Raw genomic sequence first — 19,763 nt, 5'->3', positions numbered from 1 at the left:
CAAATGGTGACGTGTTCAAGTGCTAGAGAAAGACGTACTGTAGAGTGGAGGAGGGATGAAACAATGACATCTGGACAAAAGAAGTGGAAACGCGGTCTTGATTTTTGGCTCTTCGTCGGACCGGTCTTTCTTGTATTCGCAGTGATCGTGCTTGTACCGTTTTTCAATGGCGTCATGTATTCGTTCACGGATTGGAACGGTGTAACCGGAGAATTAAATTGGATCGGCTTTGATAACTATGTCCGTCTCTTTACGAGTGACGAGCAGTTCCAGCAGTCATTTTGGTTGACGACGAAATATACGGTCGTTGCCGTCATCTTAACGAATGTCGTCGGTTTCATCTTGGCGTTCTTATTGACACAAAATATTCGCACGCGTAATTTCTTACGAACGATTTTCTTCATGCCGAACTTGATCGGTGGGTTGATCCTCGGATTCGTTTGGCAGTTCATCTATGTCAAAGGCTTCGCATCGATCGGTGAATTGACAGGGTGGAGTATATTTGAACTTCCATGGTTGGGAGATGCCCGGACAGGATTCTGGGGTATCGTCATCGTTTCGATTTGGCAAGGTGGCGGTTACATCATGGTCATCTATATCGCAGCTCTACAAAACGTGCCACAAGAGCTGATTGAAGCAGCAAAAATCGATGGTGCCAATCGTCTCTCGACGTTACGGAACATTACGTTGCCACTGATCATGCCGTCGGTCACGATCTGTTTGTTCTTGACGATTTCATGGTCCTTCAAGTTATTCGATACGAACTTATCCCTAACGAATGGTGGACCATTCAAATCGACCGAAATGCTTGCTTTAAACATTTATAAAGAATCGTTTACGAACAATAATCTTGGACTCGGGTCAGCTAAAGCGATCATCTTCTTCGTTGTTGTCGCCGCGATTACAGTCACTCAAGTCTATCTGACGAAAAAACGGGAGGTGGAAGCATGAGTACGGCACAACCGTTACCCACTCCGCAAGAGGAGAAACCGAAGCGCTCTAAAAAGACGAGAGGTCGTTATTCATTCCGTCTTGGAACAGTCGAACTGGCAGCCTTATTGATGGGGCTTCTGTATATGATTCCGTTTTATTACGTCGTCTCGAATTCATTCAAGACGCAGGGAGATATCTTTACGAATACATCGGGTCTACCAAAAGAATGGATGACGTCCAACTATTCAGAAGCATGGGAAGCCATGAACTTCGGAAAAGTCTTTTTAAACTCCGTCATCATTACAGTCGGCGCTAACGCGGTCATCATCATCTTTTGTTCGATGGCAGCTTGGAAACTCGTCCGGACGAAAACACGCTTGTCAACGATCATCTTTTTCTTATTCGTTGCGGCGATGATCATTCCATTCCAGTCGATCATGATTCCCTTATCGAAACTGTCCGGTGATCTCGGATTGCAGAACAGTTATTGGGGATTGATTCTGATGTATCTTGGTTTTGGATCTGGATTATCAATCTTCTTATACCATGGATTCATGAAGTCGATTCCTGAAGAAATCGAGGAGGCAGCCATCATTGATGGTTGTTCACAATGGGGTGTGTTCTGGCGCATCGTGTTCCCATTACTCAAGCCGATCACGGTCACGATCATCATCTTGAACACGCTTTGGATTTGGAATGATTTCCTACTGCCATCGCTGATGTTACGAGACGTCGATTTACGAACGATTCCACTCGCGACGTTCTATTTCTTCGGTCAGTATACGAAGCAGTGGGACTTAGCACTTGCCGGACTCGTCCTCGGGATCATTCCGTTATTGCTGTTCTTCTTTGCCTTGCAAAAACAGATCATTCAAGGAATTACGAGTGGATCCATCAAATAATTTTTGTAAGCGCGTTCTCGATTCTGCGAGAACGCTTTTTTCATGTTTTACACGTCAGATTAATCTGACAACTTTTATTTTTTTTGAAAAAAAGTCTTTTCAAACACTTGCGACCTGTTGTACGATGTTCTCAATTCAATTGTAACAACGACGTTGAAGGGAAGAGTAACACCTTGTACGACCGTATAGCGAGCTGGGGATGGTGAGAGCCCAGTCGGAAGCAAGATGCGAAGAACCTCCCGGAGTCGCTACCCGAACCCGAATGTCAGTAGGCGTAGCCGGAGTTGCCTGTCCGTTATCATAAGGCCGAAGATGAAGTGATTCGTCTTTTGAGTGAGCAACATCGTTGCTAACATGGGTGGTACCGCGGAACCGAGTCTTTCGTCCCATATTCTTGGGAAAGAAGGGCTCTTTTTTATGGCTTCTTTTTCAAAACACAATTGAGGAGGAACACCACCATGACAACACTCGTATCGATGAAACACACACAGGAAGCTATCACACTCGTAAAGAAACGCTTTGAAGAACGCTTTTCGACGACACTCGGATTGACACGTGTCGAAGCACCATTGTTCGTAGAAAGCACACTCGGTGTCAACGATCATCTCAACGGCGTAGAGCGGATCATTCGCTTCGATGCCTTGGATCACACAGCAGATCTTGAAATCGTACAATCTCTTGCGAAATGGAAGCGTCAAGCGCTTCATACGTACGGATTTGAAGCGGGAGAAGGATTATACACGTTGATGCATGCGATTCGTCGCGATGAGATGCTGGATGCGACACACTCCATTCACGTCGATCAGTGGGATTGGGAACGGATCATTACGAAAGAACAACGGACGAGTGCTTATTTACAAGAAACGGTACAAGCGATCTATGCAACGATTCGCCAAGTCGAACAAGAAGTAGAAGCGGAGTATGGTATTTCAGCGATCTTACCGGAAACGATTCATTTCATGACGACGCAAGAATTAGAAGATGCGTATCCAACACTTTCGGCGAAAGAACGTGAAACAGAAGTCACGAAAGCATATGGTGCAGTTTTCCTCATGCAAATCGGTGGCGCACTGGCTTCAGGTGAGAAGCATGATGGTCGAGCGGCTGACTACGATGACTGGACACTCAACGGTGACATTTTAGTACACCATCCAGAAATCGGAGCATTCGAATTGTCTTCAATGGGAATTCGCGTTGACCGTGAAGCGTTGTTGAAACAGACTGCGATTGCTCAAGAAGAGGATAAATTGGCGTTCCCGTTCCATCAAGGTGTGCTCGAAGAGCGTCTACCGTTAACGATGGGTGGAGGAATCGGTCAATCCCGCATGGCGATGTTCTTATTGAAGAAACGTCACATCGGTGAAGTCCAAGCTTCTGTCTGGTCAGAAGAGACGCGTAAAAGTCTTCAAGCGGAAGGCGTCCACTTGCTCTGACATATATATAGTAAGAAAGCGTCAAAACAGGATGTTTTATAAAGCAAAGGGCATGCTTCGATTCAGAAGCGTGTTCTTTTTTTAGGTTCGTAAGACCTCAGGCGGAGGAAAGACGTGTCGATTCCTGATAGAATGGGGATAACAATAAATAAGAAAGAGGTGAAGACATGTCTTCTTTATTGATCGTAGGATTACTCATCCCTGTATTATTCCTCGTATTCCTTTGGTTCAACATTAAAGGATTACGGACGATGTGGCGGGATTATAAACAGACAGGCTCAATCGTTGCACTCGGTTTCTTCATTGTCGGTATTATCGGAATCTTCACAGGCGTCTGGACGACGTTAGTCGTCATCATTTATTATCTCCTCCGTCCAGCGAGAGGATGAACGGAGGGTTACCCGTATGTTGGAATGGTTGTTTTCAGCCGGAGAATCCAATCTCTGGCTGTTTTTAGGAATTATGATCGTTGGTCTTGGAACAGAATTGATTCCGGCAGAAGTGGGCTTACCGTTGCTCGGTCTATATGTGTCGAACGGAACGGTCAGCTGGACAGCTGCTGTTCTGGTCGGTTTTTTAGGAAGTCTGATGGGCGCGACGGTCTTTTATCTTCTAGGTCGTTATGCAGGTCGTCCGATACTTATCCGGTACGGCAAATGGTTACTGATTAAAGAAAAAGAAATTGAGCAAGGGGAGCGCATCGTCGGGAAATACGGAACATGGTCTGCTTTGTTCGGCCGCTTTTTCCCCGTCGTGCGCTCGGTCGTCTCGATTCCGTGTGGTTTGTTTGGTCTTTCGTTCAAACGCTATTTACTCGCTTCAAGTATTGGACTTTTTCCGGTTTCCTTCTTTTACATCTGGGTCGGTGAACGATTCGGAGTAGAACGTGCTGAATCCATGCTAAAAGGATTAGAACAGGAGTTATGGTGGATCTTAGGTGGAATCGTCGTAATTCTTGGTGGATACGTTCTCTACCGTCGTGCTAAAGCGAAGCGTAAAGAACAGAAGCAAGACACACAAACGAAACAACAAGATTCATGAATATGTAAAAAAACAACGCAGTGGATCTTCAGGATCCACTGCGTTGTTTCATGAACAGATTAAGCGGGAGGAAACAGGAATCGCTTCAGTGTCTTGATCCGATGTTTTGGGGTAAGCAGTAGTAACTGATCATTGCCTTCTAGGGCAGTGTCCCCACGTGGTGTAATGATTTGATCATCACGGATGATAGCTGTGATCAAAAATTCCTGAGGCAAATCAATCTCTGAAATCGTCGTTCCAATGAATGGATGGGACATCGGTAAGGTCAATTCAATGATTTCCGCATTCGGTTTACCAATCGACATGAATTCAATGACCGTATGAATAGCAGAAGTCTGTGTTTCGTTCAGTCGTAACCGCTCGGAAAGGAACGTCAACATACTCCCTTGAATTAGCGTAGATAGTAAGACTGTGAAAAACACGATATTGAAGATCATCGATGCATTCTCGATATCCGCAACGAGAGGGTATGTCGCGAGAATGATAGGTACCGCTCCTTTTAGACCAGCAAAAGAAATGAAGACCTTCTCTTGCCACGAATAACGAAACGGAAGAAGACTCACCCAGACTGACAAAGGACGAGCGATGAAAATGAGGATCAGCGCCAGCGCAATGGAAGACAGGATGACCTGAACATCGAGCAATTGTTTCGGAAAGACGAGCAGACCGAGCACGATGAACATTCCGATTTGGGCAAGATGCGCCATACTCATCGTAAAACGAACGAGTGTCTGTCGGTAGACGAGTTCATGATTACTGATGTAGATCGCTGTGACATAAACGGCTAAAAATCCACTGGCATGGAACGTATCAGCTAAACCGAACGACAGGAAAGCAAACGACATGAGCATGATCGGATAAAAGCTAGAAGAGGACAAATCGATCCGATTGATCAAGGTCGAAGCTGCCCATCCGATGAACAAACCAATCAGAAGTCCCATCGCCATTTCCCAAACGAGTGATCCAAGTCCCGATAAGAGCGATGCTTCTTCAGGGTTTGTCACGAACTCAAGGAACAAGACAGTCAAAAAGACGGCCATCGGGTCATTCGTACCGGACTCAACTTCGAGTGTTGATCCGACTTTCCGTCGAATCGGCTGACCACTCAAGACAGAAAAGATAGCAGCGGCATCCGTCGAACCAACGATTGCCCCGAGTAAAAAAGCATTCGCCCAACTAAAGCCTAGAATATAATGGGAAGCAACGGCAACGATGGATGTAGCGATGAAGACCCCGAACGTCGCAAGCGAGAGGGAAGGGGCTAATTCATGACGCACTTCCTTCCAAACCGTTTGCAGACCACCTTCGAATAAGATGATGATGAGGGCGACGGTTCCAAGAAGCTGAGCCAGTTCTGCATCGTCAAAACGAATGAACCCCGTAATGTCGCTTCCAGCAATCATACCAAGGGCGATAAAAATCAGTAGAGCAGGAATATTCAGACGACTTGATAACTTCGTCGTCCAGACAGCGGCAAACAGCAATATACCAATCAATAAAATCGTGAGTTGCAAGGACATGGCATCAAACTCCTATTCATAAAAGAATCTCTAGTTTCATGATACAACAATTCCGATGAAAAGACTCGGATAACGATTGTTCAATATTTTCCACCACACCGGACAACTTTCTCTCTCTTCATTGCAAGCGTTTTCATTTATTGTGAAGATGTAGCACGAAATGAAACGAAATCAGGGAGGGAATCCGAATGCGTAAAAGAAGATGGGCAGCATTACCTGTCGTCACGACGGCGATGGTCGTCGCTTTGGCAGCATGTGGTGGCGGTACATTGAATAGCGATGACTCGAAAGATAGTGGTTCAAAAGATGGTAAGACGCTCAACGTATTCCAATTCAAGGCTGAAATCGCAAAAGACATGGAAAAGATGGCAAAAGCGTATGAAAAGGAAACCGGGACGAAAGTCGTCGTGCAAACAGTCGGTGGTGGATCGGACTATGGCGCGGCTCTGAAATCACAGTTCGCTTCAGGTAATGAACCGGATGTCTTTAACAACGGTGGCTTTACGGAAGCAAAGACATGGCAGGATAAGTTAGAAGACTTGTCAGATGAAAAGTGGGTCGGTGATCTAACGGATCTATCAAAAGAGCCAATGACGATTGATGGTAAATTGTATGGTATGCCAATGAACCTTGAGGGGTATGGCTTTATCTACAATAAAGATATCTTCAAAAAAGCCGGTATCACGGAACTTCCGAAAACATTAACTGAATTGACGGAAGCTTCTAAGAAGCTGAAGGCAGACGGAGTGACGCCATTCTCGATTGGGTACGGAGAGTGGTGGATTCTCGGTAATCACTTGTTGAACATTCCGGTCGCACAGCAGGATGATCCAGATCAGTTCATCGCGGATCTCAACTCTGGAAAAGGAAAGTTCGAAGATAACAAACAGTTCAAGGATTTCATGAATCTATTTGATTTAACGATTGAGTACGGGAATAAAAATCCGTTAACGACGGATTACAACACACAAGTCTCTCAATTTGCTGAAGGTAAGACAGCGATGCTTCAACAAGGGAACTGGGCACAACAATTGATCACGGACGTCAATCCGGACATCAACATGGGCTTCATCCCGATGCCGATCAATGATGATAAAGAAAAAATGGATCGTCTTCCTGTCGGCGTACCAAACAACTGGGTCGTCAATAAGAACTCGAAGAACAAAGCAGAAGCGAAAAAATTCCTCGAGTGGATGGCGACGTCTGATACAGGAAAAGACTACATGGTCAATAAATTTAAATTCATCCCTGCCTTCAAATCAATCGAAGCAAAGGATTTAGGACCGCTTGCAGATGATATTCAAGCGTACTCGAAAGACGGAAAAACGATCTCATGGAACTGGTTCAAGTATCCGGACGGTGCTGTAAACGAGTTCGGAGCGATCATGCAAGCATATGTTGGTAAGCAAAAAACAGCTGACGAGATGCTGCAGGACTTCACGAAAACATGGAATAAAATGAAGAAATAAGAACTGATTCAAAAAAACATGCCTGTTCCGATCAACTGACGGAACAGGCATGTTTTTTATTATAAGAAGAATAATTGGATGAAGAAGAGAAGCGCGAATACATAGATGAGTGGATGGACACGCTCTTTTTGGATACCTTTCATGATTGGATAGACGATGAAACCGAATGCGATACCGGTTGCGATGCTACCGGATAATGGCATGATCAAGATGACGAGGAAAGCCGTGAAGGCTTCGCTGAAGTCATCCCATGGAATCTGTTTGATGTTTTGAATCATGAAGGCACCGACTAAAATCAATGCGGGCGCAGTAATCGCAGGGACGCTCGAAATCGATTGAACGAACGGTCCAAAGACGGCAGATAATGCGAATAAAATCCCGACCGTCACGGATGTGAGTCCAGTCCGTCCACCAGCAGCAACACCCGCTGCAGATTCTACGTAAGCCGTTGTGGGACTTGTTCCGAATAATGAACCAGCGACCATCGCAGTCGAATCAGATAATAGGGCACGTTCGCTGTTTTTCAATGATCCATCTTCTTCAATCAATCCAGCCTGTTCTCCGACAGCGACCATCGTACCTGTCGTATCAAACATCGTCACGAGAACGAAGGAGAGGACACCGCTGAACAGACCGTATTGGAATACGTCTTGAATGGCGTTGAACGGATTCGTGATGATCAATCCTTCTGGTAACGTCGGTAACGCAACGAAGGAATCGGAAAACTTCAATTCACCTGTCAGGAATGCAATCAATCCAGAAAGGATCATGGCATACAAAATAGCACCTGGTACACGTTTGATCGTCAAGATGGCGGCAACTAATAGTCCGATGAGTGTGATCAATGCTTCTGGTGACGTCAATGCGCCAATCGTGACGAGTGTATCTTCACTAGCGACGAGAATTCCTGACATCTTCAGACCGAGTGAAGCAATGAAAAGACCGATTCCACCTGTGATCGCAAGCTTTAATGTCATCGGAATGATTTCAATCAGCTTCGTACGAATCGGTGAGAGGGATAACAATAAGAAAATGATACCAGCGACGAAGACAACTGAGAGTGCTGTCTGATAGGGAATCTTCTCACCAACGACAAGTGTATAAGTGAAATACGCATTGAGTCCCATTCCGGGTGCGACTGCGATCGGTAGATTCGCATAAAGCCCCATCAGGAGCGTACCAATCAATGTCGCGATGATCGTCGCAGAAAATGCTTGGGCTTGGGGGATACCGGCATCTGCTAAAATCGTTGGATTGACGAGCAGAATATATGCCATCGTAATGAACGTCACGAATCCAGCTTGGATTTCACGTTTTACGGTTGTTTGATGTGCGGCAAGTTTAAACATGGGTAAAAGGACCACCTTCATAACAAATTGATTAAAAAAACGAACATTGATGATATTATAGTAAAATTCATTCGGAATCAAGTCGTAACAAAAAAGAATTTTTTATAGGAATCATGAAAGAGAATATCAGGAAATGATGTAAGCGGATTCAAGGTTATGATACGATTGATTACAAGAAAAAGGATGGGGGCGCCTTTCATGAAAAGTATCCGGACACGTTTGATTCGTCTCGTCGTCCTAGCGATCTTGATTCCGACAGCCCTCGCGACATCGATCTCCTACTTGTATGTACGGCACCAAAACATTGAACAGGCAGAACGTTCTAGCCTGAACGTGTTGACGCGAGGAAATACACAGGTGACCCATTACATAGAGGATATCCGCCGTCTCTCGACAAGTCTGTATGCGAATCGTTCGTTGATGAACATTATGCGCGTCGGAGCAGATCAGGAATTAGACGAATCTGATGGAGTCGTTTCGCGGGCGATGTTAGGTCTGTTTTTATCACGTCAGGATATCGAGCAGTTACATTTCGTCATCTTAAATGGTTATTCGGAGTATTCGGTCTACAACATGAAAACGACGAGTCGGGGAACGTTTGATTGGATGCAAGAAACGGATTATTTTCGATTGATGAAACAAAAAAGTGGCTGGTTGATTGACGGAGCGCACACGATTGAACCATACAATGTGCACACGATGATTCTTGATGAGAAACAAGTCGTTAGTTTTCGTTATCGCATCGATCGTGTCGAAACAGATGAGCCACTCGGCTTCCTTTCAGTGGATATTCCAGTCCGTGTATTCGAACAACAATTGAAACTGTTCGAGAATGATCCGGAAGAGTCGTTATGGTTGATGACAGAACAGCGTGTGTTGGCACAGACTGGAGCAGAGATGGAACTACCGGTCGATCAATTCACTGGGCAGAGTGGGAGTTTACGTGTCGGAAAATCGTTCATCGTCTATTCGAAGACGATGACGAATGGCGTTCCACTCATACTCGTCAAACGGATTCCGTATGCGTCAGTCATCCAAGGGGCGAATGAAACGGCATTGATTCTTGTTTTGATTGGTTTAGTCTCACTGTTCGTCATGATCATTGCCGCAAGTCTCGTTGCCATGCAGATCACGAAACCAATCAAACAGTTGACAGTAAACGTCTGGCGAGTCGAACAAGGGGATTTATCAGCACCATTCGTTGCGACGACGAATGACGAGATTGGATTACTCAACCGTCAGTTCCAACGCATGATTCAACGGATTGATCGTTTAATCAAACGGGAGTATCGACTGGCACTTGAAAACCGGACGAATGAGCTACGGGCATTACAATCTCAGCTCAATCCGCACTTCTTATTCAATGCCTTACAATCGATCGGAACGACGACGCTACAAGGAGACCGGAAGATCGCGTACCGCTCGATCACCGGATTATCACAAATGATGCGCTACTCGATGAATAATGAGCAGACGATCGTAACCCTAAAACAAGAAGTCGATCATCTTCAAGCGTATATTCGTTTGCAACAGCAACGTTTTCCGGAACGGTTCCGTTATATCGTTGACGTCCCGTGGCATCTCAATGACATTGAAGTGCCGAAGATGATCTTGCAACCGTTCGCTGAAAATTACTTCAAACACGGCTTTCGACAGCAATTAGCAGCGACGGAAAACTATCTCGCCTACAAAGTACGGACGGATGGTGGACGTCTCATCATTCAAATCGAGAATAGCGGCGCCATTCTTGAAACAGGACGACTTGAAGAGATTGATCGAAAAATGCGCATGCATCGTAACCCAGAAGATCTCGAGACGAGCGGCATTGGTCTCCATAATATTTATGAACGGCTCTTGATTTTTTACGGGGAGCAAGCAAATATGACGCTCTCTTCTTCAGCGGTAGAGGGAGGATTCAAAATCGTGATTCGGATTCCATATGAGAAGGGGGACTTGGCATGAACGTGTTGATCGTAGATGATGAACGACATGTACGGGAAGCGGTCAAATTGCTCGGAGAATGGGACAGTTGGCAGGTCTCACATATTTACGAGGCGGAACATGGGGAAGAAGCGAAACGATTACTGGATACTGGAACGATCGATTTAATGCTGACAGATGTCGAAATGCCTGGACTCGACGGATTAACATTACTAGAATGGACAAAAAATCATCATCCAAAGGTCGTCACGATCGTGCTGACAGGGTATGATGATTATACGTATATGCGACGTGCCATTTTGCATCAATCCTTTGATTATTTATTGAAGCCGGTTGATCCAGATGTACTCAATGATGCCTTGTCCCGCGCGATGGAATGTATCCATCCGGTAGTGGAATCAGGAGAAGCGATTGATCAAATCGCCAAATACATCGAAACGCATTATGCGGAAGAATTGACACTGCAATTCATGAGCGAACGGTTTTACTTGAGCCGAGAGTATATATCACGACGCTTCAAACAGCGTTTTTCCGTTAACTTATCTGATTACATCCAAACGATTCGCTTGAATCGAGCGAAGGAATTATTGAGTGAGACGGAAGCGCGCATTTACGAAATCGCACTTGAAGTCGGATATCAGGACGATAAGTATTTTCGGAAAGTGTTCAAAAAACAATTCGGTATGACACCGAATGAGTTTCGTGAATTGTTGTCGATTTAAACGACTATCGAGGAGGAATCGTACATGAGTGTACACATTAATGCAGCTGAAGGACAAATCGCCGAAACGGTCTTACTCCCAGGAGATCCGTTACGTGCTAAATACATCGCTGAGACGTTTTTAGAGGACGTCGTCCTTTATAACGAAGTTCGAGGCATGTATGGCTTCACAGGTACTTATAAAGGGAAAAAAGTTTCGGTTCAAGGAACAGGTATGGGTGTACCATCGATGTCGATCTATGCGAACGAACTTGTTCAGTCATACGGTGCGAAGAACTTGATCCGTGTCGGAACTGCCGGTGGGATCACGCCAGACGTTAAAGTTCGTGACGTCGTCATCGCGATGAGTGCTTCGCATGACATGGCACAGAACCGTGTCCGTTTTAATGGACTAGACTACGCACCGACAGCTTCTTTTGATCTGTTGCATAAAGCATATACAGCAGCTAAAGAACAAGGTATCGATGCAAAAGTTGGTCAAATCTTCACGACGGATCAGTTCTATCAAGATGATTTCCATCACTTCAAAAAATGGGCGGATTTCGGATGTCTCGCAATCGAGATGGAAGCGGCAGGTCTTTACACACTTGCAGCAAAACATAAAGTAAACGCACTGACGATCTTGACGATTTCAGATCACCTGTTGACAGGTGAAGAAACGACATCTGAAGAGCGCCAGACGACATTCAACGATATGATGAAAGTCGCGCTCGAGACAGCGATTCAATTATAAGAAGTAAGACGGAGAAGCCTCTCCGTCTTTTTTCATATCGAAAAAGAGATATGGTAAGATAAAGGCAGTGTTATAGATCAGTTAAAGGGGAGATTCTCGGATGGAGACAACGATGACAGAGACAGTGCTTTCAGAGCGCCTTGAGACACAGCGTCACTTTTTCCAAACAGGTGCAACACGTAGTCTAGCTTTTCGCTTAAGCATGCTGACGTTCTTACGCCAAGCGATTGAAACGCATGAAGCCGCGATCTATGAGGCATTAAAACAAGATCTCAATAAAGGACAGCATGATGCTTTTACGACGGAAATCGGTTTCGTTTATGGAGAGATTCAACGGATGGAGCGACAACTCCGTCGACTGGCACGTCCAAAGCGTGTTGCAACACCGCTTCTGCATATCGGCTCAAAAAGTGAAATCCAGTATGAACCCTATGGCAACGTTCTTGTCATCGCGCCATGGAACTATCCTTTCCAGCTGGCACTTGCTCCGGTCATTGGTGCGATTGCAGCGGGGAATACGGTCGTCCTTAAACCATCCGAGCTGACACCGAACGTCTCTCGTGTATTACGAGAAGTTTTTGAAACGGCATTCCATGAACGATTCGGAATCGTCATAGAAGGAGATGCTGAAGTCAGTAGCGCTTTACTAAACGAGCGTTTTGATTATATCTTCTTTACGGGTTCCACACGCGTCGGAAAAATCGTGCATCAGGCTGCGGCGAAGCATTTAACACCGGTCACACTTGAACTGGGTGGGAAATCACCGACGATCGTTCACAAGGATGCGGATCTTCGTCTAGCAGCGAAGCGGATCGCATGGGGAAAATGGCTGAATGCCGGACAGACATGTATCGCCCCGGATTACGTATTGATTCATGAGGACGTCAAAGAACGTTTCTTGCAGTTGATTGAAGAAGAAGCCTTCAAACAGTACGGGAATGGCGTCGGCGTCTCATCCTACGTCAAAATCGTATCGGACGATCATCTGAATCGCCTTAGCAGTTACTTGTCGCAAGGGACGATCGAATTCGGTGGACAAGTGGATCCGGAAACGCGTAAGATGGCGCCGACTGTCATGACGAATGTAGCGGTGGATGCTCCATTGATGCAAGACGAAATCTTCGGACCGATCTTGCCGGTATTGACATACCGTGAAGTCGAAGAGGTCATCGCGTTCGTTAACGATCGTGATAAGCCGCTTGCACTTTATCTGTTCACAGAGAACAAAGCCGTCGAACATCGTATCCTTGAACGGATTTCATTCGGTGGCGGATGTGTCAATGACACATTGATGCACGTCGCACAGCATCATCTACCATTTGGTGGAGTCGGGGCGAGTGGCATGGGTGGATATCATGGCAAGTATAGTTTCGAGACGTTCAGCCATCGTAAAGGAATCGTCAAAAACACGACGGCGTTCGATTTACCTTTCCGCTACATGCGAACAAATAGCAATTCCAAATGGATGCGCTTTTTGTTATGATGAGCTGTGATTAATTGACTTAAGAAGGAGCTCTTCACTTGAAAGATCAAGTAAAACAGTGGATGAAACGAACAGGCTTGATTGAACGCAGTCTGCGAACCATCATGAAAGTCTTTACGTGGTTGCCACAAAAATCAAATCGAGTCCTTTTCGAGAGTTTTCTCGGAAAGCAATATAGTGACAGTCCGCGTGCCATCTACGAATTGATGCGTACGATGCATCCGGAATGTGAGTTGATTTTTAGTAAACAACGAGGTGTTACGTTTCCGCCAGACGTCAAGACGGTAGATCGGTTGACGTTTCGCTGGATTTATTTGCTCGCGACGTCACGGGTCTGGGTATCAAACAGTCGGTTACCGAGTTGGTTGATCAAACCGAAAAAAACGTATTATCTCCAAACATGGCACGGCACACCGCTCAAAAAGCTCGCGCTTGATATGGATGATGTCCAAATGGCGAATACGACGACGGAGCGGTACAAGCAAGGATTTAAGCAAGAGACTGCAAAATGGTCCGGCTTAATTTCCCCGAATGCCTACTCTAGTTCAATCTTTCGGCGGGCATTTGCTTTTGAAGGTGAGATGCTAGAAATTGGATACCCTCGAAATGATATATTTTATCAAGAGGCACGGCATGCTAAAATCAAAGAAACGGTTTATCGCCACTATGAGATTGATTCTTCGAAAAAAGTCTTGCTGTATGCACCTACTTGGCGAGATAATGCGTTCGAAGGTCAAGGGAAATATTCATTTGAGCTGCCCTTTTCGTTAGAGGAATTTGAAAAGCGATTCGGGGATGAATATGTCCTGCTTATTCGAATGCACTATTTAGTCGGAAGTCGTCTCGACGTCACTGCTTATCCATCCGTTCGAAATGCATCGGACTACCCGGATATCGCGGAGCTCTATATGGCGTCAGACGCTTTGATCACGGATTATTCTTCTGTCATGTTCGATTTTGCGCATTTATCGCGTCCGATTTTATTCTATACGTATGACTTAGAACATTATCGCGATCAGTTGCGCGGATTTTACTTCGATTTTGAACAGGGGGCACCGGGACCATTATTATCCACTGAGACAGCACTATTTGAAGAATTGAATCAGTTGGATGATTGGCACACACGGTATGCGTCAGCATTCCGAGCGTTCCAAGAGACGTATTGTCAATGGGATGATGGGCAGGCTTCAGAACGGGCGATGAAGACGATCATAAAGAGAATTTACGGATAAAAGGGAGAGCAAAATCATGAAGAAGGTTATTACGTACGGAACATTTGATTTATTGCACTGGGGTCATATCAACATCTTAAAACGTGCCAAAGAGATGGGCGATTACCTCATCGTCGCGATTTCGACAGACGAATTCAATCGTTTAAAACATAAACAGTCTTACCATAACTTTGAGAATCGGAAGATGATCCTTGAAGCCATCCGTTATGTGGATGAAGTTATTCCAGAGAACAGCTGGGATCAAAAAGTAGAAGATGTGAAAAAACATGATGTTGATCTCTTCGTCATGGGTGACGACTGGAAAGGCGAGTTCGACTTCTTGAAAGAGCACTGTGAAGTCGTTTACCTCAGTCGGACTGAAGGCATCTCTACAAGCCAGATTAAAACGGAATTAGCTTCGAAGTGATTGAAGAGGAGACCACACGATCGACGTGCGGTCTTTCTTCGTAGAAGGGCAGGATGAAAGTGGTTAGAGAAGGTATCGTATGGGTCTATTTATTGTTGTTTCGTATTTGTTATGGTGTCTTTCGATGGCTACCGCTTCGACCAGTCACTTTGTTTTGGATGACGTATGGTGATAACGCAAAACCTGTTAATGATCGCTTAGCGCAGGAATTGCCAAGTGAGAAACGGTATCTGGTATATGATCATCATTTCATGAAGCAGCCGGATCTGTGGAAGTCAGATCGGACTCTTCGCTTTCGTCGTTTACGATTCGTCCGATTGGCGTATTTGCTTGCGACCTCCCGGACGGTCTTCGTCGATAATTATGTCGCAGAATTCAGTGTCGCAACAACGCGACGAGGAACACGACGTATCCAGCTATGGCATGCGGCAGGAACATTAAAGCAGTTTGGACTGACCTCCTCCAAAAGTCTGTTCGTATCAGAACGAGTACGAAATCGTTTTCGACGTGTTTATCAGGAATATGGTGATTTCATCGTACCAGGGATGCGCTGTGCGACACAGTTCATGGCACCACACGACTTAAAACGGTCTCACTTTAAACCATTCGGCATGCCACGAACGGACTATTGGTTTGATGAGAAGCAACGAAAGCAGAAAACACTGGAATTAAGAAAACAATATGTAAAGACTGATCGTCGAATATTATTGTATGCACCGACATACCGGGAATACAAAGGAACAGAAGATCATACAATTCAACAGTTCGAACAACTTGCTCAAGCGGGATGGACGATTCTCGTTAAATTACATCCAACGATTCGGTCTCTTTCTACCTATCGTTCTAGCCATATCCATCTTTTGGACGATACGTATCAGATCAATGATTACTTGCTGATCACAGATGTGCTCGTAACTGATTATTCTTCGATTCCATTTGAAAGCTGTCTCCTCAACATTCCGGCGTTCTTGTATACACCGGATATTGACACATACCGACAACTACCAGGGCTCGTGGATCAGTATCCGAAACCGCTACCTGTCCGCCAGACAGAACGGATGGAGCAGTTGATGGAGTGGATCACGTCTGATGTGATACTTGAAGAATGTCGTCAACACATGCAGAAGTTCCAACAGAACTGGTATGATCAGACGCCGGGTCAAGCAGTCAATCGAATTGTTCATCATTACTATGATATAAATCCATGACATCACTCCTGACGATTCCTTTTGCATTCTTAAAAGTAGTCGTCAGGTCATTTTAAAAATAATAATGTGAAATGTTGAACAAAGTTTGACAATCTTTTGAAAATCCATTCTTTTCGACTGTGATGTTCTATACTAAAAGCAGAAGAAGAGGAGAGGAGAAATGGATATGCTAACTTGTGGAACGACTGAAGCCAATACGTTCGTCTTATCACCCGAAACGCGAACGTTGCTTGAGAGCTTCATGACAGAAACGACGTTCAAAAAGGATTCCATTGTCTGTTGGGAAGGGGAAATGAACGATAAGTTGTTTTATGTGAAACAAGGAGGCGTCAAACTATCGAAGTTGACGAAAAAAGGCAGTCCATTACTCATGTTTTTATATTTCAAAGGAGATTTGTTTGGCGAATTTGATGTAGGAGAAGCTTTTCCGAGTTCCTACAGTATTGAAACGATGGAAGATAGCATCATCGGATTCTTATCGAAAAACCAATTAGAAGAGCTCATGAAAAAAGACGGTGCCTTTGCGCTTGAGATCATGCGATGGCAAGCATTAATGCGGAAGCAAACGGAAACGAAATTACGTGACTTACTACTGTTTGGAAAACCAGGGGCATTAGCTTCGACGTTACTTCGCTTGATTGCGATGGAAGGGGAACAAGTGGGAGAAACGTATCGTCTTGCGAAGCGACCATCCGACGGTGAGTTTGGTCAATTGATTGGTGCACCACGTGAAACCGTTAATCGTATGTTTTCTCAGTGGAAAAAAGAAGGGGTCATTTCGATGACAGCAAAAGAAATCACCATTCACGATCCGCAATATCTACGGGATCTGTGTCATTGTGAAGGATGTCCAGCAGGTGTTTGTCGAATTTAATAAAATGTATGAATCATCCCGACGCGAAACAGGACTTTCCTGTCTCGCGTTATTTTTATGTATAAAAGTTTTTTCTACGCTCGTTTAGATGTGAACTTTCTGTGTGTTTTCGAAATGAAAAGTGCGGAATCTTCATATTTAAAGTGATATTTATCACAGTTTCCAGACTTGCTGAATTCTTACAATAAAGACAAGTTCAGAGTAGGAAAGGAGTAATCACGATGAGCCAAAAGACAGAATCAAATCTAAAAGGAACATTTGTTGCCGTCCTGATCGTAGCAGGTGTCATCATCGGGATGTGGAGTTCAATCTTTCTATTGTTCATATCACGTTAAGGGGGAATCACGATGCACATTCATCGTTTAGAAAAAATTTGGCTGATCTTCGGAGTAGCGATGCTAGCGGTCTTCTTGACCATTATCGGTGTATCCGCTTTTGCATCCGGAAATCAACCACCATCTGATGCGACATTGATTGATCCGACAAAAGTCGATCAAACGAAACCGTTTGATAAGCCAGGACTAAAAAAGATTGATGATGACCGATACGAAGCGGTCATCGTTTCACAAGCTTTTCAGTTTACACCAAAAGATATGGTCATACCTAAAGGGGCGACAGTCGATTTTCTCGTGACATCGAAGGACGTCGTACATGGATTCGAAATCGTCAAGACGAACGTCAACATGATGGTCGTTCCCGGTCATATCAATTCGATTGAGTACACGTTCAAGGAAGCAGGCGAGTATCTCGTCGTCTGTAATGAATATTGTGGAAATGCCCATCATATGATGGCAACGAAAATCAGGGTGGTGGAATAAGATGAATGCTATTTCAAATAAACTAAGACAGTTCGAGATGGAGCGTGGTCTACCCGCTACCGTCATCGGAATCAAGGAAGCGAAACTGGCCTTCGCACATGTTAGTTTTTCACTTGTTGCTTTATTGATCGGTGGTCTATGTGGATTACTACAAACGATGGTACGGACAGGTGCCATTCCAGAAATCGCGGGAATCGGATACTATGAACTTCTGACTGCGCACGGATTGATGCTTGCGATCGTCTTTACGACGTTATTCATTTTTGGATTATTGTTCTCATTTTTAGGTCAATCGTTCGGACGATTCGAAGAGTTTCCTCGACGTCTCGGATGGGTCGGATTCTGGTTCATGATTCTTGGTGTCGTCCTCGTCACGTGGATGGTGCTTGCAGGTGAAGCTTCCGTCCTCTATACATTCTATGCACCACTGAAGGCACATCCCGTTTTTTATATCGGACTCGTCATCTTCGTCGTCGGAACGTGGATCGCGTCTGGTGCCATGTTCCGTATGTATGCTGATTACAAGCGGGAACATCCAGGTGTTCATCCACCGCTTCAAGCCTACATGAGCATCATGACTGCCTTGTTGTGGGTCGTTGCGACACTCGGCGTAGCAGCAACGATTCTCTTTCAGTTACTTCCCTTATCTCTCGGTTGGACAGATAAGGTCGGAATCGAGCTATCCCGGACGCTATTTTGGTACTTCGGTCATCCACTCGTTTATTTCTGGTTGTTACCTGCCTACATCGTCTGGTATACGGTCATTCCGAAAATCGTTGGGGGGAAGATTTTTTCTGATGCGTTAGCACGTATGTCGTTCTTGTTATTCCTACTCTTTTCATTCCCTGTTGGTTTTCACCATCAATTGTTAGAGCCGGGGATTTCTGCATTTTGGAAGTATGTCCAAGTCGTCTTGACATTCCTCGTCATCATTCCATCATTGATGACTGCTTTCTCGATGTTTGCGACTTTTGAGTTGGCGGGTCGCCGGAAGGGGGCAACTGGCATATTTGGTTGGGTGAAGAAAATGCCATATCGGGATGTCCGGTTCCTTGCACCGTTCATCGGGATGTTGTTCTTCATTCCAGCAGGTGCAGGTGGTGTCATTAATGCATCGCATCAGCTGAACATCATCGTTCACAACACATTGTGGGTCACGGGACACTTTCATATCACGGTCGGTGCTGCTGTCGCACTGACGTTCTTCGGAACAGCCTACTGGCTTGTCCCGCTCTTACGTGGTCGGACGTTAACAGCGGCAATGAATCGTCTCGGGCTTATTCAAACGGCTGCCTGGACGATCGGAATGCTCTTCATGTCGACGGCGATGCACATCTCAGGACTACTCGGTAATCCACGACGGACGGGTCCAGCCGCCTACTTCAAGGATTCCATCGTCGCTGACTGGATTCCATATCATGTCGCAATGGCGATCGGCGGAACGATTTTATTCATCTCGATTCTGCTATTCCTCTATGCGATGTTCCAACTTGCCTTCCGCACGCCAAAAGAAACGGAAGAATTTCCGATTGCTGAAACGGAAGAAGAGGCGATGGCAACGCCACTCTTCTTTGAAAATTGGAAGTTATGGATTTTCGTAACGTTCGCTTTGATTGCGTTTGCGTATACGGTGCCGATTTGGCATATGATTGAAAATGCTCCTCCAGGAGCTCCCGGATGGAGACTCTGGTAAGACAAAG

Annotated in this window: 19 protein-coding genes and 1 other annotated feature; of the genes, 17 read left to right on the top strand and 2 right to left on the bottom strand. The window is 45.2% G+C overall.

Features of this window, described 5'->3' with window-relative positions; translation table 11 throughout:
- Positions 1–63 precede the first annotated feature (63 nt).
- The 5 genes from B3G15_RS04540 to B3G15_RS04520 all read left to right on the top strand — a co-directional run bounded on the left by B3G15_RS04540 (position 64) and on the right by B3G15_RS04520 (position 4,309).
- Positions 64–951: a carbohydrate ABC transporter permease gene (locus B3G15_RS04540; RefSeq protein ID WP_023467232.1), complete on the top strand. Its 888-nt coding sequence runs from the start codon at positions 64–66 to the stop codon at positions 949–951.
- Positions 948–1,835 carry a carbohydrate ABC transporter permease gene (locus B3G15_RS04535; RefSeq protein ID WP_058703664.1) on the top strand — a complete coding sequence of 296 codons (888 nt, stop codon included), beginning with the start codon at positions 948–950 and terminating at the stop codon, positions 1,833–1,835. Before B3G15_RS04540 ends, B3G15_RS04535 begins: the two co-directional genes overlap by 4 nt.
- Positions 1,836–1,979: 144 nt before the next feature.
- Positions 1,980–2,227 (top strand) — a binding site (T-box leader).
- Positions 2,228–2,293: 66 nt separating this feature from the next.
- Positions 2,294–3,268, top strand: a complete 975-nt coding sequence (gene asnA, locus B3G15_RS04530) for an aspartate--ammonia ligase (protein WP_214749639.1) — start codon at positions 2,294–2,296, stop codon at positions 3,266–3,268.
- A gap of 167 nt (positions 3,269–3,435) precedes the next feature.
- Entirely contained in the window at positions 3,436–3,657 is a 222-nt protein-coding gene (locus B3G15_RS04525; RefSeq protein ID WP_058703665.1) for a hypothetical protein, read from the top strand.
- A 16-nt stretch (positions 3,658–3,673) separates the two neighbouring features.
- Positions 3,674–4,309 (top strand): DedA family protein, encoded by a 636-nt coding sequence (locus B3G15_RS04520; protein WP_149426856.1) that lies wholly within the window; start codon positions 3,674–3,676, stop codon positions 4,307–4,309.
- A 59-nt stretch (positions 4,310–4,368) separates the two neighbouring features.
- On the opposite strand, the gene B3G15_RS04515 is transcribed toward B3G15_RS04520, so the two are convergent.
- Positions 4,369–5,829, bottom strand: coding sequence for a potassium/proton antiporter (locus B3G15_RS04515; protein ID WP_023467237.1), 1,461 nt, complete (start codon positions 5,827–5,829; stop codon positions 4,369–4,371).
- Between the two features lie 188 nt (positions 5,830–6,017).
- Here B3G15_RS04515 and B3G15_RS04510 point away from each other — a divergent pair, with 188 nt between their 5' ends.
- Positions 6,018–7,298 carry an ABC transporter substrate-binding protein gene (locus B3G15_RS04510; protein WP_290716240.1) on the top strand — a complete coding sequence of 427 codons (1,281 nt, stop codon included), beginning with the start codon at positions 6,018–6,020 and terminating at the stop codon, positions 7,296–7,298.
- Positions 7,299–7,357: 59 nt separating this feature from the next.
- Here the strand turns inward: B3G15_RS04510 and B3G15_RS04505 are convergent, their stop codons facing one another.
- Positions 7,358–8,647: an NCS2 family permease gene (locus B3G15_RS04505; protein WP_290716237.1), complete on the bottom strand. Its 1,290-nt coding sequence runs from the start codon at positions 8,645–8,647 to the stop codon at positions 7,358–7,360.
- 198 nt (positions 8,648–8,845) lie between these two features.
- Here B3G15_RS04505 and B3G15_RS04500 point away from each other — a divergent pair, with 198 nt between their 5' ends.
- From B3G15_RS04500 to B3G15_RS04450, 11 genes are all read left to right on the top strand, one after another.
- The gene (locus B3G15_RS04500) at positions 8,846–10,609 is read left to right on the top strand and encodes a sensor histidine kinase (protein ID WP_290716234.1); all 1,764 of its coding nucleotides are present in this window, start codon (positions 8,846–8,848) and stop codon (positions 10,607–10,609) included.
- Positions 10,606–11,310, top strand: coding sequence for a response regulator transcription factor (locus tag B3G15_RS04495; protein ID WP_023467243.1), 705 nt, complete (start codon positions 10,606–10,608; stop codon positions 11,308–11,310). The genes B3G15_RS04500 and B3G15_RS04495 overlap by 4 nt, the downstream gene beginning before the upstream one ends.
- Before the next feature lie 24 nt (positions 11,311–11,334).
- On the top strand, positions 11,335–12,042 hold the full coding sequence (deoD, locus tag B3G15_RS04490) for a purine-nucleoside phosphorylase (protein ID WP_023467244.1): 708 nt from the start codon (positions 11,335–11,337) through the stop codon (positions 12,040–12,042).
- A 100-nt stretch (positions 12,043–12,142) separates the two neighbouring features.
- A complete protein-coding gene (locus tag B3G15_RS04485; RefSeq protein ID WP_214728510.1) occupies positions 12,143–13,525 on the top strand; it encodes an aldehyde dehydrogenase in 1,383 nt (460 codons plus the stop codon).
- Positions 13,526–13,587: 62 nt separating this feature from the next.
- Positions 13,588–14,757, top strand: a complete 1,170-nt coding sequence (locus B3G15_RS04480) for a CDP-glycerol glycerophosphotransferase family protein (protein WP_290716696.1) — start codon at positions 13,588–13,590, stop codon at positions 14,755–14,757.
- 16 nt (positions 14,758–14,773) lie between these two features.
- Complete coding sequence (gene tagD, locus B3G15_RS04475; protein ID WP_050678243.1) at positions 14,774–15,163, top strand: glycerol-3-phosphate cytidylyltransferase; 390 nt, start codon at positions 14,774–14,776, stop codon at positions 15,161–15,163.
- 53 nt (positions 15,164–15,216) lie between these two features.
- Complete coding sequence (locus B3G15_RS04470) at positions 15,217–16,371, top strand: CDP-glycerol glycerophosphotransferase family protein (protein WP_149426862.1); 1,155 nt, start codon at positions 15,217–15,219, stop codon at positions 16,369–16,371.
- A gap of 160 nt (positions 16,372–16,531) precedes the next feature.
- Positions 16,532–17,245, top strand: a complete 714-nt coding sequence (locus B3G15_RS04465) for a Crp/Fnr family transcriptional regulator (protein ID WP_251138223.1) — start codon at positions 16,532–16,534, stop codon at positions 17,243–17,245.
- Between the two features lie 221 nt (positions 17,246–17,466).
- Positions 17,467–17,580: a hypothetical protein gene (locus tag B3G15_RS04460; RefSeq protein WP_023467253.1), complete on the top strand. Its 114-nt coding sequence runs from the start codon at positions 17,467–17,469 to the stop codon at positions 17,578–17,580.
- Positions 17,581–17,592: 12 nt separating this feature from the next.
- Positions 17,593–18,063, top strand: coding sequence for a cytochrome c oxidase subunit II (locus tag B3G15_RS04455; RefSeq protein ID WP_290716213.1), 471 nt, complete (start codon positions 17,593–17,595; stop codon positions 18,061–18,063).
- 1 nt (position 18,064) lies between these two features.
- Positions 18,065–19,756, top strand: coding sequence for a b(o/a)3-type cytochrome-c oxidase subunit 1 (locus B3G15_RS04450; RefSeq protein ID WP_290716210.1), 1,692 nt, complete (start codon positions 18,065–18,067; stop codon positions 19,754–19,756).
- Positions 19,757–19,763 lie beyond the last annotated feature (7 nt).

It is taken from the genome of Exiguobacterium sp. UBA1053 (assembly GCF_002316465.1).
In the GTDB taxonomy this organism is placed as follows: Bacteria; Bacillota; Bacilli; order Exiguobacteriales; family Exiguobacteriaceae; genus Exiguobacterium_A; species Exiguobacterium_A abrahamii.
Note: the sequence above shows the minus strand (reverse complement) of the source record. Positions and strands in the feature narration are given on the sequence as shown.

Excerpts from the sequence above, each read along its gene's own strand:
- B3G15_RS04540 (WP_023467232.1), top strand. The coding sequence starts at position 64 with ATGACATCTGGACAAAAGAAGTGGAAACGCGGTCTTGATTTTTGGCTC.
- B3G15_RS04535 (WP_058703664.1), top strand. The coding sequence starts at position 948 with ATGAGTACGGCACAACCGTTACCCACTCCGCAAGAGGAGAAACCGAAG.
- asnA (WP_214749639.1), top strand. The coding sequence starts at position 2,294 with ATGACAACACTCGTATCGATGAAACACACACAGGAAGCTATCACACTC.
- B3G15_RS04525 (WP_058703665.1), top strand. The coding sequence starts at position 3,436 with ATGTCTTCTTTATTGATCGTAGGATTACTCATCCCTGTATTATTCCTC.
- B3G15_RS04520 (WP_149426856.1), top strand. The coding sequence starts at position 3,674 with ATGTTGGAATGGTTGTTTTCAGCCGGAGAATCCAATCTCTGGCTGTTT.
- B3G15_RS04515 (WP_023467237.1), bottom strand. The coding sequence starts at position 5,829 with ATGTCCTTGCAACTCACGATTTTATTGATTGGTATATTGCTGTTTGCC.
- B3G15_RS04510 (WP_290716240.1), top strand. The coding sequence starts at position 6,018 with ATGCGTAAAAGAAGATGGGCAGCATTACCTGTCGTCACGACGGCGATG.
- B3G15_RS04505 (WP_290716237.1), bottom strand. The coding sequence starts at position 8,647 with ATGTTTAAACTTGCCGCACATCAAACAACCGTAAAACGTGAAATCCAA.
- B3G15_RS04500 (WP_290716234.1), top strand. The coding sequence starts at position 8,846 with ATGAAAAGTATCCGGACACGTTTGATTCGTCTCGTCGTCCTAGCGATC.
- B3G15_RS04495 (WP_023467243.1), top strand. The coding sequence starts at position 10,606 with ATGAACGTGTTGATCGTAGATGATGAACGACATGTACGGGAAGCGGTC.
- deoD (WP_023467244.1), top strand. The coding sequence starts at position 11,335 with ATGAGTGTACACATTAATGCAGCTGAAGGACAAATCGCCGAAACGGTC.
- B3G15_RS04485 (WP_214728510.1), top strand. The coding sequence starts at position 12,143 with ATGGAGACAACGATGACAGAGACAGTGCTTTCAGAGCGCCTTGAGACA.
- B3G15_RS04480 (WP_290716696.1), top strand. The coding sequence starts at position 13,588 with ATGAAACGAACAGGCTTGATTGAACGCAGTCTGCGAACCATCATGAAA.
- tagD (WP_050678243.1), top strand. The coding sequence starts at position 14,774 with ATGAAGAAGGTTATTACGTACGGAACATTTGATTTATTGCACTGGGGT.
- B3G15_RS04470 (WP_149426862.1), top strand. The coding sequence starts at position 15,217 with ATGAAAGTGGTTAGAGAAGGTATCGTATGGGTCTATTTATTGTTGTTT.
- B3G15_RS04465 (WP_251138223.1), top strand. The coding sequence starts at position 16,532 with ATGGATATGCTAACTTGTGGAACGACTGAAGCCAATACGTTCGTCTTA.
- B3G15_RS04460 (WP_023467253.1), top strand. The coding sequence starts at position 17,467 with ATGAGCCAAAAGACAGAATCAAATCTAAAAGGAACATTTGTTGCCGTC.
- B3G15_RS04455 (WP_290716213.1), top strand. The coding sequence starts at position 17,593 with ATGCACATTCATCGTTTAGAAAAAATTTGGCTGATCTTCGGAGTAGCG.
- B3G15_RS04450 (WP_290716210.1), top strand. The coding sequence starts at position 18,065 with ATGAATGCTATTTCAAATAAACTAAGACAGTTCGAGATGGAGCGTGGT.